Genomic DNA, 16,096 nt, shown 5'->3' on the forward strand with positions numbered 1-16,096 from the left:
GGGCCTCGCCCGCGCCCTCGCCACCGACGCCGACCTGCTCCTCATGGACGAGTCCTTCAGCGCCCTGGACCCGCTGATCCGCCGCGACATGCAGGACCAGCTGCTCCAACTGCAGCGGACGCTGAAGAAGACCATCGTCTTCATCACCCACGACCTCAACGAGGCCATGCGGCTGGGCGACCGCATCGCCGTCATGCGCGACGGCCGCATCGTCCAGACCGGCACGGCCGAGGACATCCTGGTCCGGCCGGCCGACGACTACGTCGCCTCCTTCACCAAGGACGTCGACCGCTCCCGCGTCCTGACCGCCTCCGCCGTCATGGACACCGACCTGCGCGGCGACGAGGCCGACTGCGGGTGTGAGAGCGGGTGCGAGACCGCGACCCCGGACACCCCGTTCACCGAACTGTGCGCGATCAGCGCCCGCCTGTCGCACCCGGTGATCGTCCTGGACGACGACCGCAGACTCGTGGGGGTGGTGCCGACCCGGCGACTGGTCGGCTTCCTCGGCGACGGGGAGGTGCCGGCCCGTGCCTAGGATCCCTCTCGGCGACTGGGTCAACAGCACCGTCGACTGGCTGCTGAACCACGTCTCCTGGCTCTTCGACTTCCTCAAGACGGTCTTCACCGGCGCCTACGACGGCATCGACGCCGTCCTGCAGGCCCCCGAGCCGCTGCTCCTCGCGGGCATCTTCGCCGTGCTCGCCTTCTGGCTGCGCGGCACGCTCGCCGGCGTCCTCACCTTCGCGGGGTTCGCCTTCATCGACTCCCTCGAACTGTGGGACGACGCGATGGTGACCCTCTCGCTCGTGCTCGTCGCCACGATCATCGCGCTGGTCGTCTCGGTGCCGTTGGGCATCTGGGCCGCGCGCTCGGACCGGGTCAGCTCGGTCGTCCGCCCGGTCCTGGACTTCATGCAGACGCTGCCCGCGATGATCTACCTCATCCCGGCCATCCTGTTCTTCGGCACCGGCGCCTCCGCGGGCATCGTCGCGACCCTGATCTTCGCGCTCGCCCCCGGGGTGCGCATGACCGAGCTGGGCATCCGGCAGGTCGACGCCGAACTGGTCGAGGCGGCCGACGCCTTCGGCACCACACCCCGCGACACCCTGCTGCGCGTGCAGCTGCCGCTCGCCCTGCCCACCGTCATGGCGGGCGTCAACCAGGTCATCATGCTGGGCCTGTCCATGGCGGCCATCGCCGGCATGGTCGGCACCGGCGGTCTCGGCGGCGACGTCAACGAGGCCATCGGCCAGCTCGACGTCGGCCTCGGCTCCGAGGCGGGCGTCGCCATCGTCATCCTCGCGATCTACCTGGACCGGATGACCGGCGCCCTGGGCACCCACGTCTCCCCGCTCGGCCGCCGTGCCGCCGCCAGGGCGCGCGCCGCCCGGGGCCTGAGGATCTGGTCCTACCGCCCCCGCCCCCAGGTCGCCGTGATCGGCGTCGTGATCCTCGCCCTCGTCGCGGGCGGCATGGGCGTGTTCGGCGGGGCCTCCGGCGGCTCCACCGCCGTCGCCGACGCCAAGGACGTCGGCCAGGGCAAGAAGGTCACCCTCGGCTACGTCCCCTGGGACGACGGCGTCGCCTCCACCTTCCTGTGGAAGGAGATCCTCCAGGAGCGCGGCTTCCAGGCGGACGCCCGGCAGTTCGACGCGGGCCCGCTCTACACCTCGGTCGCCTCGGGCGACGTCGACCTCATGACGGGCGCCTGGCTGCCGACCACCCACGAGCAGTACTGGAAGAAGTACGGCGACCGGCTCGACGACCTCGGCGCCTGGTACGGCAAGACCTCGCTGGAGCTCAGCGTGCCGTCGTACATGAAGGGCATCGACTCCCTCGACGACCTCAAGGGCAAGGCCGCGCGCTTCGGCGGGAAGATCACCGGCATCGAGTCCAGCGCCGGCGAGACGGCCCTGCTCAAGAGCAGGGTCCTCAAGGAGTACGGCCTGGACAAGGAGTACAAGGTCGTCGACAGCTCCACGCCGGCCATGCTGGCCGAGCTGAAGCGGGCCTACAGCCACAAGCAGCCGATCGTCGTCACGCTCTGGTCGCCGCACTGGGCGTACAACGACTACCGGCTCACCAAGCTGAAGGACCCCAAGGGCGCCTGGGGCTCCGGCGACGGCATCCACACCGTCGCCCGCAAGGGCTTCGCAGGCGACAACCCGGTCGTCGCCGGATGGCTGAAGGACTTCAAGCTGGACGAGAAGCAGCTCACCTCCCTGGAAGCCGAGATCAACACGGCGGGCAAGGGCAGGCAGCAGGACGCCGTCCGCGCCTGGCTCAAGAAGAACCCGGGCGTGGTCGACAAGCTGGCACCGGTCCGCGACAGCGCCGCGCCCGCCGAGGCCCGGCGCGCCGTGAACGTCGCCTGGTTCCCCTGGGACGAGGACATCGCCGTCACCTACCTGTGGAAGAACGTCCTCCAGCGCCGCGGCTACCAGCTGAACCTCAAGCAGATGGACGTCGGACCCGTCTACACGGGACTGGCCTCCGGGGACCTGGACGTCACCTTCGACGCCTGGCTGCCGTATGCCCAGAAGAACTACTGGGACAAGAGCAAGGACAGCCTGACGGACCTCGGCACCTGGTACCGGCCCACCTCGCTGGAGGTCGCCGTGCCCTCCTACGTCACGGGCGTGAAGACCTACGAGGACCTCAAGGGCAAGGCGGACCTCTTCGGCGGGAAGATCATCGGGATCGAGCCGGGGACCGGCGAGATGAACCTGCTCAAGACCAAGGTGCTGCCCGGCTACGGCCTGGACAAGGAGTACAAGGTCGTCGACGGCTCCACGCCCGCGATGCTGGCCGAACTCAAGCGCGCCTACGCCAGGAAGCAGCCGGTCGCCGTCGTCCTTTGGTCGCCGCACTGGGCCTACAGCCGCTACGACCTGACCAAGCTCCAGGACGGCCGGAAACTCTTCGGCGAGGGCAACACCATCCGCACCGTCGCCAACGAGACGTTCCCCGGGCGGTACCCGCAACTCACCAAGTGGATCAAGGGATTCCACATGAGTGAGGCCGAGCTCGGCAGCCTGGAGAGCGAGATCAACCGGCGCGGACAGGGCCACGAGGAGAAAGCCGTCGCCGCCTGGCTGAAGGAACACCCCGGCATGGTCGACCGGATGACCCCGCAGTAGGGCGGCTGGCGCCTGTGCGTTATCGGCCGGATCCCTACCGTGTCCAAGGGCGCGGTAAGGATCCGGCCAACCACGCAGCGCTACCCCGACCCCAAGCCTCTCCGCGCTCCTCGCTCCCCCCGCTGGTCAGTCACTTCGATCCGAAGACGAAATCCGGACCCGTCGACTCCGTGGAACTGGTCTACTGGCGATAGTTGGCGCATTGACCACACGCCTCGTTTACGGGTGCGTGACGGTCACATGAAACGGTTTGCCGAACCTGCGTAAGGTGCAGAGAACCCATCAGGGCCACCGCACCCGACGGCGGCGCACACACGACGGACCGACGAGCGAAGGAGGGAGCCGGAGCGATGGGCGACCACAAAGACCTCAAGGAGCAGCCCCTGCGCGTGGGTGCGGCGGTGCGCCGCAGGCGCCGGGCCCTGGATCTCACCCTCGCCGTCGTGGCCGAGCGCAGCGGCCTGTCGGTGCCCTTCCTGAGCCAGATCGAGAACGACCGGGCCCGCCCCAGCAGCACGTCGCTGGAGAAGGTCGCCGACGCCCTGCGCACCACCGCGGTCGAACTCCTCGCCGCCGCCGACCCGGCGTGCAGCGTCGACGTCGTGCGCGCCGAGGGCCCCGAGCCCACGCCGGAGCCCCGGGTGCGTTCCCTCGTCCGCGGCCATCACCAGATGCACGCCTCGGAGTTCACCGGCGACCACGACGCGGGCCGTGAATTCCAGTACCGCAACGACCAGTTGATGTACGTCGCCGACGGCGCGGTGGAGATCGAGGCGGAGGGCCGCGCCTACCGGCTCGGCCGCGGCGACACCCTGTACCTGACCGGCGGGGTGCGCCACCGCTGGCGGGCGACCGTCGCCGACACCCGGCTGATCGTCGTCGCGGTGGCCGAACACGTCGAGGCGGTCCAGGACCGGTCGCGGTAGTGCCGCCACGCGTCGTCTCGCTCGTCCCCTCCCTGACCGAGGCGGTCGCCGCCTCCGTCCCCGGCGCCCTGGTGGGCGCCACCGACTGGTGCACCCACCCCGCCGGGCTCGACGTCGCCCGCGTCGGCGGCACGAAGAACCCCCGGCCGGACAGCGTTCTCGCGCTCGCCCCCGACCTCGTGATCGCCAACGAGGAGGAGAACCGCGAGGACGACCTCGCCGCCCTGCGCGCGGCGGGCGTCGAGGTCCTGGTGACCGAGGTGCGGGACGTGCCGCAGGCCTTCCGGGAACTGGACCGGGTGCTGACCGCGTGCGGTGCGCGGACCCGGCCGCGCTGGCTGGACGAGGCGGAGCGGACCTGGACGGACCTGCCCCCGCCCGCGCACCGCACCACCGCCGTCGTCCCCGTCTGGCGCCGGCCGTGGATGGTGCTGGGCCGGGACACCTTCGCGGGCGACGTGCTCGCCCGGCTCGGCGTGGACCACCTGTACGCCGGCCACCCCGACCGCTATCCCCGCGTCCCGCTCGACGCACTGCGGGCGGCGGCCCCGGACGTCGTCGTCCTGCCCGACGAGCCCTACCGCTTCACGGCCGGGGACGGCCCGGAGGCGTTCCCCGGCCTGCGCTGCGCACTCGTCAGCGGACGGCATCTGACCTGGTACGGGCCCTCACTGGCGCAGGCGCCACGGGTGCTGGCCGGGGCGCTGCGAGGAGCTCGCCGCTGAACAGGCCGCGCGCGGTGTGCACGGCGGCGACGGCCCAGGCGGTCACGAGAGCGGCGTACAGCCCGACGGCGAGCCAGTCGTACACGACGAGCCCGGTGTGCCGGGCCAGTGCCTCGGCGCCGGTGACGCAGGTGCCGACCGGGAAGGTGAAGGCCCACCAGGTCATCGTGAAGCGCATGCCGTGCCGGCGGGCCCGCAGCACCTGGGCGCCGGCGAACACCAGCCACAGCAGCGCGAACCCCGTCACCGGCACGCCGTAGAGCACCGCGAGGACCCGCAGACCCCCTTCGTACGGGGCCGGTACGACACCGGGCGCGAAGTCCGCGAACTTGCCGACGGCGGTGGTGGACTGACCCAGGGGGCCCAGCACCAGGAAGAGCGTGGGCGTCAGCGCGAGCGGCAGCGGGCCGCCGGTGATCAGCCGGGCGAAGACCAGCGGCAGCGTCAGCAGGGTTGCCAGGAGACTGAGTCCGAACAGCGCCAGGCAGCCCAGCAGCAGCGTCTCGCGCGGCTGCCCGGGCGGCAGATGCGGCACGAGCAGCGGCCCGAGCGCCGCCGACACCATCGGCGCGACCAGCGGCAGCAGCCACACCGGCGAGGCCTGCCCCGGCGCCACCTCCTGCCGTACGGCCATCAGGTACGGCACCGCGGCGGCGGCCGCCAGCCCCACGACCGTCCCGGCCGTGAACAGCACGGCGTCCAGCGCGAGGGCGACACCCGGGCCGGTCCAGTCGCGGCCGACGGTCAGGGCGCCCCCGCCGACGGCCAGCAGCGCCATCGCGAGGCAGCCGTAGAAGGGCGCGATCCCCGGATCGAGGAGGTGGGCGCGGGCCTGGTCGCGGTGGTGGGTCCAGTGCAGCGCGCGGGCGGCGAGGAGGACGAGGAGCAGCACGAGGGAGAGGGCCCAGACGGCCGCGCAGGCGGCGCGCAGGCCGGGGAGGTGGACGGGGAGGCCGGCGCCGGCGGTGGCGACGATCGCGGTCCCCATGACGGCGGCGTACCAGTTGGGTCCGAGGTGACGGACGGCGCCGGCGCGCGGGAGTTCCCGGATGACGGGGTGGGCTGCGGTGACCATGGGACCACCGTCTCGCCGCCGCTCGCCGCCGACCAGGGATCATGGCTCTATGAGGACATAAGCTGGGGTTATGAGCGACGTGGAAGAGCAGGCGGCTGCCCGGTCGGGGCCCGGTGGCTCGCTCGCGCACCGGGTGCCGGATCTCGGCGCGCTGGAGCTGCTGCTGGCGGTGGCCCGGCTGGGCAGCCTGGGCGGGGCCGCCCGGGAGGTGGGCATCAGCCAGCCGGCGGCCAGCAGCCGCATCCGGTCCATGGAGCGCCAGCTGGGGGTGGCGCTCGTCGACCGGTCGCCGCGCGGGTCCCGGCTGACGGACGCCGGCGCGCTGGTCACCGACTGGGCGCGGCGGATCGTCGAGGCGGCGGAGGCGTTCGACGCGGGCGCGCAGGCGCTGCGGGACCGCCGGGACTCGCGGCTGCGGGTGGCGGCGAGCATGACGATCGCGGAGTACCTGCTGCCGGGGTGGCTGCTGGCCCTGCGCGCGGGGCGGCCGGACACGGCGGTGTCCCTGCTGGCCGGGAACTCCGCGGCGGTGGCGGAGCGGCTGCTGGCCGGGGAGGCGGACCTGGGATTCGTGGAGGGGGTCAGCGTGCCGGCCGGCCTCGACTCGGCCGTCATCGCCCGCGACCGCCTGATCGTCGTGACCGCGCCGGGACACGCCTGGGCCCGCCGGCGGCGGCCGCTGGAGGCGTCCGAGCTGGCGGCGACGCCGCTGATCCTCCGGGAGAAGGGCTCGGGGACGCGGCAGGTGCTGGACGCGGCGCTGGGCGGGCTGGCCAGACCGCTGATCGAGCTGTCCTCGACGACCGCGGTGAAGGCGGCCGTGGTGAGCGGGGCGGGGCCGGCGGTGCTCAGCGAACTCGCCGTGGGGGAGGAGCTGGCGTTGCGGCGGCTGGTGCGGGTGCCGGTGGAGGGGGTGGCGCTCGCGCGGGATCTGCGGGCCGTGTGGCCCACGGGGCATCGGCCGGTGGGGCCGGCGCGGGATCTTCTGTCGCTGACGCGGGGGTAGGGCTCGTTGGGTACCGGTTCCCTGGGGGCTGCCGCCCCCAGACCCCCGCTTCGGCCCTGAACGGGCCTTGTCCTCAATCTCCCCCAGAGGGGGTACCCCCAGACGGGCTGAGATCAACTCGGTGGCGGCGTCTGCTCGTTGATGTAGTCCCGCAGGACCGTCTCGAAGTCCGGGTCCGGGTGCAGGCCCAGTGCCGCCGCGCGGGCGGGGTCCACCGCCGCGGGCCAGGAGGCGACGATGGCCTCGAGGGCGGGGTCGGGGGAGACGGTGACCAGGTCGGCGACCGCGTCGCCGGACACGCGGCGCAGGGTGGAGAGGATCTCGGCCACCGACACCGACAGGGCGGGCAGGTTGACCGGAAGAGTGCCGGTGAGCTGACCCGGTGCCGTGCCGCGGTCGGCCTCCGCCAGGCGCAGCAGGGCCTCAACGGTGCGCCTCGGTGAGGCCAGGGCGACCCGCAGGCCGGGGTCGACGGGGCAGACGGCCGGGAGCCCGGCGAGGGGCTCGCGGACGATGCCGGAGAGGAAGCCGGACGCGGCGGCGTTGGGCTTTCCCGGCCGCACCGTCACCGTCATCAGCCGGGCCACGCGTCCGTCGACGAAGCCGCGGCGCGTGAAGTCCGCGACGAGCTGCTCGCAGACCAGTTTCTGGGTGCCGTAACTCGTCCGCGGCAGGGGGAGCGTCGACTCGTCGACCACCGGGGGCAGAGGGAGCGCCGGGTCGCCGCCGTAGACGGCGACGCTGCTGGAGAACACCAGCCGCGGCACCGGTCCGCCGGACTCCGACTGGGCCCGGGCGGCCTCCAGCAGGGCGCGGGTCGTGTCCAGGTTGGCGCGCATGCCGAGGTCGAAGTCGGCCTCGCACTCGGCCGAGACGGCGGCGGCGAGGTGGAGGACCACGTCGACGGGCTCGGCGAACACCTCGTCGAGCCGGTCGGCCAGCTCGCCGTGCACCACCTGCACGCGCGGGTCGGACGGCAGCGGGGACTCCTGCGGCACGATCCGGTCCGCGAGCACCAGCCGGCCGATCGGTTCCCCGCGGAAGCCGCCCCGCGCGAGCAGGGCCGCGGCGAGCCGGCCGCCCACGAAGCCGAAACCGCCCGTGACCACGATCCTCATGCGCTGCTTCCTGCCCAGGAGACGGTCAGATCATCCCCGCACGGAAACGCGGTGGCGCCGTCCGCCGCCCGGCACGCACCATGGCGCGCATGAACCCCACCGCACCGCCCGCCTCCGGCGTCCGCACCCCTTGGGAGGAACTCCCCGCGGCCGTACGCGACGCGGTCGCCGGTGTGCTCGGCGGGGCCGTCGTGCACGCCGAGACCCAGAGCGGCGGATTCTCCCCGGGAGTCGCCAGCCGCGTCGCCACCGGCCACGGCCGCCGCGCCTTCGTCAAGGCCGTCAGCGTGGACGCCAACCCGCACAGCCCTGCCCTGCACCGCGCCGAGGCCCGCAACGCCGCCGCCCTGCCGCCCGCCGTCCCCGCCCCGCGCCTGCTCGGCAGCCACGACGACGGCACCTGGGTCGCGCTCGTCTTCGAGGAGGTCGCCGGCCGCCAGCCCCATGTCCCCTGGCGGGAGGAGGAGTTGGGGCTCGTGCTGGACGCGGTGGCCGAGCTCGGCCGGAGTCTGACGCCGTCCCCCGTGGCCGCGCCGCCCGCGGCCGAGGCGCTCGCCGAGGACTTCTCCGGCTGGCGGCGGCTGTGCGAACAGCCGGAGGGGGAGCTGCTCGGACGGCTCGACGCCTGGACCCTGGACCGGCTGGCCCTCCTCGCCGACCTCGCCGACGGCTGGACGGACGCCGCGGCCGGCGACACCCTCGCCCACGCCGACCTGCGCGCCGACAACATGCTGCTGACCGCCGACGGCCGGGTGGTCTTCGTGGACTGGCCGCACGCCGTGCGCGCCGCCCCCTGGTTCGACCTGCTGGTCATGCTGCCGTGCGTGCGCGCCCAGGGCGGGCCGGACCCCGAGGAGGTCTTCACCGCGCACCCGCTGGGCCGGGACGCGGACCCGGACGCCGTCACCGCCACGCTCGCCGCCCTCGCGGGCTTCTTCATGGAGCACTCCCTGCGGCCGGCCCCGCCCGGCCTGCCCACGCTGCGCGCCTTCCAGCGCGCCCAGGGCGAGGCCGCGACGGCCTGGCTCAGGAGGCGGCTCGCACCAGGGCCTGCATGACGCGCAGGTCGTCACCCATCTCGGGATGCCACTGCACGCCGAGAACCCAGCGGTCGGCGGTGGGCACCTCCACGGCCTCCACCGTGCCGTCCGCCGCGTAGGCCGACGGCATCAGGCCCGTCCCGAGCCGGTCCAGCGCCTGGTGGTGGTACGTCGGTACGGACGTCTCCTCCGGGGCGATCTCGGCGTACCGCGTGCCCGGCACCGGCTTGACCGGGTGCCGGCCGAAGACGCCGACCTCCACCGCGTGGCCGTCGAGGTGCTGCACGAGCGTGCCGCCGAGGGCGACGTTCAGCAGCTGCATACCCCGGCAGATGCCGAGCAGCGGCAGGCGCGCGGCCAGGGCCGCCTCGATCAGGGCCAGCTCCCAGATGTCCCGGGCAGCGGCCGGCGGGCCGGTCCGGGGGTCGCGCTCGGCGCCGTAGCGCTCCGGGGCGACGTCCGGGCCGCCCGCGATCACCAGCCCGTCGAGCCGGGCGACGGTGGCCGCCGCGTGTTCGGGCGCGTCCGGCGGCAGCATCGCGGTCAGCCCGCCGGCGCGCTGCACCAGCCGCGGATAGCCGGCCGGCAGCAGCGCGGCCTCCAGCTCCCACACGCCCCAGCGCGCCCCGGCCTCCAGATACGTGCTGACGCCGATCAGCGGTCTGCCCGCCATGCGCCCTCCCACCCCTGCAATGGACTGTTCCCATACCTTTTCCCAGGAGTGCCGCGCACGGCAAGGCTTCCAGGCGGGAGGGTCACGCCAGGAAGCCCCTGAGCAGTGCCGCCGTCCCCGCGCAGTGCTCGCGCATCATCTCCCGCGCCCCGTCCGCGTCCCCGTCGAGCACGGCCTCGACCAGGGCGGTGTGCTGGCGCTGCGAGTGCTCCAGGTTGCGCACCAGGAGCGGGATGCAGTCGAGCAGGTCGTTCACCGAGGCCCGTACCGCCGCGTACTGGGCGGTGAGCGTGGGTGAGCCGCACAGCTCCGCCAGCGTCAGGTGCAGCAGTGTGTCCAGGCGGCGGTACTCCGACAGGGGCGCGTCATGGGTGCGGGCCAGCGCCTCGCGCAGCCGGTCCGCCTGCTCGGCCGTCAGCCCGTGTGCGGCGCACAGACCCGCGGCCCCGACCTCCAGGACCTCCCGGAAGCGCAGCACGTCCTCGATGTCGACCTCGGAGATCCGCCGCCGCAGCTCGTCCTCGCCGCCCGCGTCCGGGCGGGGCAGGACGAAGGTGCCGCCGTAGCGCCCGCGACGGGACTCCACCAGCCCCTGGTCCTGCAGCACCTTCAGCACCTCGCGCAGCGTCACCCGGCTGATCCCGAGCCGCTCCGCCAGCTCCCGCTCGGCCGGCAGCCGTTCGCCGCCCGGCACCAGACCCAGGCGTACGACCTGCAGGATCTGCTCCAGCGCCTCCTCGAAGCCGTTCCCCGCCCGCACCGGCCTGAGCACCGGCGTCAACCGGTCCTCCAGGCCGCCGTCCGGATCGAGCGACATACCGCCGCACCCCCTTCCCAAGCAATGGTTCTCCCGAATACCTTATGGCTTCCGGCTGACCGTAGAAGCCGAAGGAGGCTTTCCCGTGGCAGACCGCACACCCCCGCTCTCCGTCGAGGAGCTGCACGCCCTCGTCGCGAGCGGTGAGATCGACACTGTCGTCCTGGCCTTCCCCGACATGCAAGGGCGCCTCCAGGGCAAGCGGTTCGCCGCACGCTTCTTCCTCGACGAGGTCCTCCACCACGGCACCGAGGGCTGCAACTACCTGCTCGCCGTCGACACCGACATGAACACGGTCGACGGCTACGCCATGTCGTCCTGGGACCGCGGCTACGGCGACTTCGCCATGCACCCCGACCTGACCACCCTGCGCCGCGTCCCGTGGAACGCCGGCACGGCCATGGTGATCGCCGACCTCGCCTGGGCCGACGGCTCCCCGGTCGTCGCCGCCCCCCGCCAGATCCTGCGCCGCCAGCTCGACCGGCTCGCCGAGCACGGCCTGACCGCCAAGGTCGGCACCGAGCTGGAGTTCATCGTCTTCAAGGACACCTACGAACAGGCCTGGGACGCCGGCTACCGAGGGCTCACCCCGGCGAACCAGTACAACATCGACTACTCGGTGCTCGGGACCGGCCGCATCGAGCCCCTGCTGCGCCGCATCCGCAACGAGATGGCCGCCGCCGGCCTGACCGTGGAGTCCGCCAAGGGCGAGTGCAACCCCGGCCAGCACGAGATCGCCTTCCGCTACGACGACGCCCTCGTCACCTGCGACCAGCACGCGATCTACAAGACCGGCACCAAGGAGATCGCCTCCCAGGAGGGCGTGTCGATCACCTTCATGGCCAAGTACAACGAGCGCGAGGGCAACTCCTGCCACATCCACCTGTCGCTGGCGGACGCCGCCGGGAACAACGTCATGCCGGGCGACGGCGAGGGCGGCATGTCCGACGTCATGCGGCACTTCCTCGCCGGCCAGCTCGCCGCCCTGCGGGACTTCTCCCTCCTGTACGCCCCCAACATCAACTCCTACAAGCGGTTCCAGCCGGGCTCCTTCGCCCCGACCGCCGTCGCGTGGGGGCACGACAACCGCACCTGCGCGCTGCGCGTGGTCGGGCACGGCCGCTCCCTGCGCTTCGAGAACCGGCTGCCCGGCGGTGACGTCAACCCGCACCTCGCCGTCGCCGGACTGGTCGCCGCCGGGCTGTACGGCATCGAGCAGAAGCTCGCCCTGCCCGAGCCCTGCCCGGGCAACGCCTACACGGCGGAGTTCGAGCACGTCCCGACCACGCTGCGGGAGGCCGCCGAGCTCTGGGAGAACAGCCCGATCGCCAAGGCCGCCTTCGGGGACGAGGTCGTCGCGCACTACCGCAACATGGCGCGCGTCGAACTGGACGCCTTCGACGCCGCGGTCACCGACTGGGAGCTGCGCCGCTCCTTCGAACGCATGTGAGGCTCTGTTGTCCACCGAGCACGAACTCGTCGTACTGAACCCCGCCACCGAGGAGGTCCTCGCCACCGTCCCGGCCGCGACCGCGGCCGACGTCCACGCCGCCGTCGTACGCGCCACGGCGGCCCAGGCGAGGTGGGCCGCCCTGCCGCCCGCCGACCGCGCCCGGCTGCTGCGCCGGTTCGCCGCGACGGTCGACGAGCACGTCGAGGAACTGGCCGGCCTGGAGGTCCGCGAGGCCGGGCACACCGTGGGCAACGCCCGCTGGGAGGCCGGCAACGTCCGCGACCTGCTGGACTACGCGGCCGGGGGAGTGGAGCGGCTGACCGGCCGGCAGATCCCGGTGGCCGGCGGCCTCGACGTCACGATCCTCGAACCGCTGGGTGTCGTGGGCGTCATCGCGCCCTGGAACTTCCCCCTGCCCATCGCCGCCTGGGGCACCGCCCCCGCGCTGGCCGCGGGCAACGCCGTCCTCCTCAAGCCCGCCGAGACGACCCCGCTCACCGCGCTGCGGCTGGCCGAACTCGCCCTGGAGGCCGGGCTGCCGGAGGGGCTGTTCCAGGTGCTCCCCGGACATGGTCCGGTCGCGGGCAACGCGCTCGTCGAGCACCCCGGCATCGCGAAGATCGTCTTCACCGGGTCGACCACCGTCGGCAAGCAGGTGCTGGCCAAGGGCTCGGCGCTCCTCAAGCGCGTCACCCTCGAACTCGGCGGCAAGAGCCCCAACATCGTCTTCGCCGACGCCGACCTCGAGGCCGCCGCGGCGGCCGCCCCCATGTCCTTCCTCGACAACTCCGGCCAGGACTGCTGCGCCCGCACCCGCATCCTCGTCCAGCGCTCCGTTCACGACCGCTTCCTGGACCTGCTGAGCCCGGCCGTCGAGGCGGTCAGGGTCGGCGACCCGGCGGACGAGCAGACCCAGATGGGCCCGCTGATCTCCAAGTCCCAGCTGGAACGGGTGCGTTCGTACGTCGACCCCGGCGCCCCCGGCATCCGCGGCAAGGCCCCCGAGGGCCCCGGCTTCTGGTTCCCGCCCACCGTCCTCACCGACGTCGCACCGCACGCGCGCGTGGCCGTCGAGGAGGTCTTCGGCCCCGTCGCCGTCGTCCTGCCCTTCGACGACGAGGCGGACGCCGTACGCCTGGCCAACGCCACCGACTACGGCCTCTCCGGCTCCATCTGGACCCGTGACGTCGGCCGCGCCCTGCGCGTCTCGCAGGCCGTACGGGCCGGCAACCTGTCCGTCAACTCCCACTCCAGCGTCCGCTACTGGACCCCCTTCGGCGGCTTCAAGCAGTCCGGCATCGGCCGCGAGCTCGGCCCGGACGCCCTGACCGCCTTCACCGAGACCAAGAACGTCTTCATCAGCACGGAAGGCCCCGCACAGTGACCGACAACATGGTTTGCCGTCGCCTCGTCGGCCGCACCGCCGTCATCACCGGCGCCGGCAGCGGCATCGGCCTCGCCACCGCCCGCCGGCTCGCCTCCGAAGGAGCGCACGTCGTCTGCGGCGACGTCGACGAGGTCCGCGGCAAGGCGGCCGCCGAGGAGGTCGGCGGCCTGTTCGTGAAAGTCGACGTCACCGACCCCGAGCAGGTCGAGGCCCTCTTCAAGGCGGCCTTCGACACCTACGGCAGCGTCGACGTCGCCTTCAACAACGCCGGCATCTCCCCGCCCGACGACGACTCCATCCTGGAGACCGGCCTGGAGGCCTGGAAGCGCGTCCAGGAGGTCAACCTCACCTCCGTCTACCTGTGCTGCAAGGCCGCCATCCCCTACATGCGCCGCCAGGGCAGGGGCTCCATCATCAACACGGCGTCCTTCGTGGCCCGGATGGGCGCGGCGACCTCCCAGATCTCCTACACCGCCTCCAAGGGCGGCGTCCTCGCCATGTCCCGCGAACTGGGCGTGCAGTTCGCCCGCGAGGGCATCCGCGTGAACGCCCTGTGCCCCGGACCGGTCAACACCCCGCTGCTGCGGGAGCTGTTCGCCAAGGACCCCGAGCGGGCCGCCCGCCGCCTGGTGCACATCCCCGTCGGCCGGTTCGCCGAGGCGGAGGAGATCGCCGCCGCCGTCGCCTTCCTGGCCAGCGACGACTCCTCGTTCGTCAACGCCAGCGACTTCCTGGTGGACGGCGGGATCTCGGGGGCGTACGTCACGCCCCTGTAGGCCGGCTCACAGGAACGTGTGACCCTCGCCCCGGTACGTCGGGACCGTCGCCGTCACCGTGTCGCCCTCGACGAGGTGCAGTTCCTCGAACCGCTCGCACAGCTCGCCGGCCTTCGCGTGCCGGAACCACACCCGGTCGCCGATCAGCAGGTCGTCGGCCGGCGAGCCGAGCAGCGGGGTCTGCACCTCGCCGGGCCCCTCCTGCGGGTCGTAGCGCAGCCCCTCCGGCAGGTACGGCACCGGGAGCCGGTCGGGGCCCGGGGCGCCGGAGGCCGGGTAGCCGCCGCCGAGGACCGTGACGACCCCGACGCCGGGCCGCCGCACGACCGGCATGGCGAACAGCGCGGCCGGACGCCCGGTGAACGACGTGTAGTTGTCGAACAGCCGCGGCACGTACAGACCGGACCCGGCGCCGATCTCGGTGACGGCGTCCTCGGCGGCCGTGTGCTGCACGCTGCCGGTACCGCCCCCGTTGACGAACTCCAGATCCGGTACGACGGCCCGCACCGCACGCACGACCTCGGCGCGCCGCTCGGCCAGCTCCCGGCGGGCCGTGGCCTGCATCAGCCGGACGGCACGCGACCGGAAGGGCTTGCCGGCGACGGAGTCGCCCACACCGGCGATGTGGCCCTCGTACGCCATGATCCCGACCACCTTGAAGCCGGGCCGCTCGGCCACGAACCGGGCCAGGTCGGCCACTTGGGCGGGGGAGTGCAGCGGGGAGCGCCGTGCGCCCACCCGCACCCGGCCCCCGAGCATCCGCAGCGAGGTGTCCAACTCCAGGCAGACCCGGATCACTTCACGTCCGCCGTCACGTGCCTCGTCGATCAGCCGCAGCTGCGCCGGGTCGTCGATCATCACGGTGACCGCGGCGGCGAGCTTGGGGTCGGAGGCCAGTTCGGCGTACCCGGCCCGGTCCGCGGACGGGTAGGCGAGCAGCACGTCGTCGAATCCGCCGCGCGCCAGCCACAGGGACTCGGCCAGGGTGAAGGACATGATGCCCGCGAAGCCGTCCTTCGCCAGGACCCGCTCCAGCAGCGCCCGGCAGCGCACGGACTTGCTGGCGACGCGGATCGGCTTGCCGCCGGCGCGGCGGACGAGATCGTCCGCGTTGGCGTCGAAGGCGTCCAGATCGACGATCGCGAGAGGGGCTTGGAGGTGGGCGGTGGCCCGGTCGTAACGGGCCCGGTCGGCGGCGCGCGCAGTCATGAACGAAGCCTGCCAGACAGGATTACCGCAGGGTAGGGGGACGTTCCGGGCAGATGCCCCGGGCTCGCGGACTGGTTCCCGTTCCCACAGGGGCACGCCGTAGAGTGACGCGCACGTACGGCGGACGGGCGAGTGCCGCATACGCTGCGCCGGGATGCCGGTCCGCTCGTACGGGTATGCGTGATCGGGACGGACCGTCCGCGCCGGAATCGGCGCCGAGTGAATGAGCGCAACGACCACGGCTCGCGTACGTGTAGACGGCCCGGGGCACGAGGAAACGGGGGGTGCATGACCACGGAACCGCGGCACGCCTCTTTTCCGCCACGCCCGTCCCGTCCACCGACGGTGGGGACCGAGGGCTCCGAGGCGCAGAGCGAGACCGCTGCGGCGACCGGTGGGGCGGGCCCCGACGCGTCGCCGGGCGGCGGGAGAAACGGGAGTGCGGTGTCCGGCGGCGAGGGTTCACGACCGGTGTCCGACAGGTCCGGCGGGCGTTCCCCCGCCGAAGCGGCGGCGTTCGGCCCCACCGGCGTGTGGTCGCCCTGGCGCAACGCCGAGCCCTTCGAGGCGTTCGGAACCCGCACGCCGCCCACCGGCAGAGCGGGCACGGGAGCACCGGCGGACCCGGCGTCCACGCGACCGACCCCGGACGGCAGGGGCGACGCCCCCCGCCCGGAGGCAGCGGCACGCCCCCAGACCCCGCCGCCGCCCCAGGCGTCGGCGCGCTTCCCGGACACCCCGCCGGCCG

Annotated in this window: 14 protein-coding genes; 9 read left to right on the top strand and 5 right to left on the bottom strand. The window is 73.2% G+C overall.

What is annotated here, in order from left to right:
* The 4 genes from M8J74_RS13560 to M8J74_RS13575 form a co-directional block, all read left to right on the top strand.
* On the top strand, positions 1-538 hold a 538-nt coding region (locus M8J74_RS13560), incomplete at its 5' end, for an ATP-binding cassette domain-containing protein (protein ID WP_505016703.1).
* Entirely contained in the window at positions 531-3,143 is a 2,613-nt protein-coding gene (locus M8J74_RS13565; RefSeq protein WP_249836627.1) for an ABC transporter permease/substrate binding protein, read from the top strand. The genes M8J74_RS13560 and M8J74_RS13565, both read left to right, overlap by 8 nt.
* 350 nt (positions 3,144-3,493) lie before the next feature.
* A complete protein-coding gene (locus tag M8J74_RS13570; RefSeq protein WP_249836628.1) occupies positions 3,494-4,069 on the top strand; it encodes a helix-turn-helix domain-containing protein in 576 nt (191 codons plus the stop codon).
* Positions 4,069-4,794, top strand: coding sequence for a helical backbone metal receptor (locus tag M8J74_RS13575; protein WP_249836629.1), 726 nt, complete (start codon positions 4,069-4,071; stop codon positions 4,792-4,794). The genes M8J74_RS13570 and M8J74_RS13575 overlap by 1 nt, the downstream gene beginning before the upstream one ends.
* Here M8J74_RS13575 and M8J74_RS13580 read toward each other — a convergent pair.
* Positions 4,706-5,869, bottom strand: a complete 1,164-nt coding sequence (locus tag M8J74_RS13580; RefSeq protein WP_249836630.1) for a TDT family transporter — start codon at positions 5,867-5,869, stop codon at positions 4,706-4,708. The genes M8J74_RS13575 and M8J74_RS13580 overlap by 89 nt on opposite strands.
* Positions 5,870-5,939: 70 nt before the next feature.
* On the opposite strand from M8J74_RS13580, the gene M8J74_RS13585 reads away from it, so the two are divergent.
* Entirely contained in the window at positions 5,940-6,875 is a 936-nt protein-coding gene (locus M8J74_RS13585; RefSeq protein WP_249836631.1) for a LysR family transcriptional regulator, read from the top strand.
* 113 nt (positions 6,876-6,988) lie between these two features.
* Here the strand turns inward: M8J74_RS13585 and denD are convergent, their stop codons facing one another.
* Complete coding sequence (gene denD / locus M8J74_RS13590) at positions 6,989-7,993, bottom strand: D-erythronate dehydrogenase (protein ID WP_249836632.1); 1,005 nt, start codon at positions 7,991-7,993, stop codon at positions 6,989-6,991.
* 89 nt (positions 7,994-8,082) lie between these two features.
* Between denD and M8J74_RS13595 the strand changes: the two genes are divergently transcribed.
* Positions 8,083-9,051, top strand: a complete 969-nt coding sequence (locus tag M8J74_RS13595; protein WP_249836633.1) for a phosphotransferase — start codon at positions 8,083-8,085, stop codon at positions 9,049-9,051.
* Here the strand turns inward: M8J74_RS13595 and M8J74_RS13600 are convergent.
* Together M8J74_RS13600 and M8J74_RS13605 are read right to left on the bottom strand one after the other, a co-directional pair.
* The gene (locus M8J74_RS13600; RefSeq protein ID WP_249836634.1) at positions 9,020-9,706 is read right to left on the bottom strand and encodes a gamma-glutamyl-gamma-aminobutyrate hydrolase family protein; all 687 of its coding nucleotides are present in this window, start codon (positions 9,704-9,706) and stop codon (positions 9,020-9,022) included. The genes M8J74_RS13595 and M8J74_RS13600 overlap by 32 nt on opposite strands.
* A gap of 82 nt (positions 9,707-9,788) precedes the next feature.
* Entirely contained in the window at positions 9,789-10,523 is a 735-nt protein-coding gene (locus M8J74_RS13605) for a FadR/GntR family transcriptional regulator (RefSeq protein ID WP_249836635.1), read from the bottom strand.
* 85 nt (positions 10,524-10,608) lie between these two features.
* Between M8J74_RS13605 and M8J74_RS13610 the strand changes: the two genes are divergently transcribed.
* Genes M8J74_RS13610 through M8J74_RS13620 form a run of 3 tightly spaced genes read left to right on the top strand, consistent with a single transcriptional unit; the run spans position 10,609 to position 14,139 of the window.
* Complete coding sequence (locus M8J74_RS13610) at positions 10,609-11,973, top strand: glutamine synthetase family protein (protein WP_249836636.1); 1,365 nt, start codon at positions 10,609-10,611, stop codon at positions 11,971-11,973.
* A 7-nt stretch (positions 11,974-11,980) separates the two neighbouring features.
* A complete protein-coding gene (locus M8J74_RS13615) occupies positions 11,981-13,360 on the top strand; it encodes an aldehyde dehydrogenase family protein (RefSeq protein WP_249836637.1) in 1,380 nt (459 codons plus the stop codon).
* Entirely contained in the window at positions 13,357-14,139 is a 783-nt protein-coding gene (locus M8J74_RS13620; protein WP_249836638.1) for a 3-oxoacyl-ACP reductase, read from the top strand. Before M8J74_RS13615 ends, M8J74_RS13620 begins: the two co-directional genes overlap by 4 nt.
* A 6-nt stretch (positions 14,140-14,145) precedes the next feature.
* Here the strand turns inward: M8J74_RS13620 and M8J74_RS13625 are convergent, their stop codons facing one another.
* Positions 14,146-15,348 (bottom strand): amino acid deaminase/aldolase, encoded by a 1,203-nt coding sequence (locus tag M8J74_RS13625; protein ID WP_249836639.1) that lies wholly within the window; start codon positions 15,346-15,348, stop codon positions 14,146-14,148.
* Positions 15,349-16,096: the final 748 nt, after the last annotated feature.

The sequence above is a fragment of the Streptomyces panaciradicis genome (assembly GCF_023516615.1).
GTDB lineage: Bacteria > Actinomycetota > Actinomycetes > Streptomycetales > Streptomycetaceae > Streptomyces > Streptomyces panaciradicis.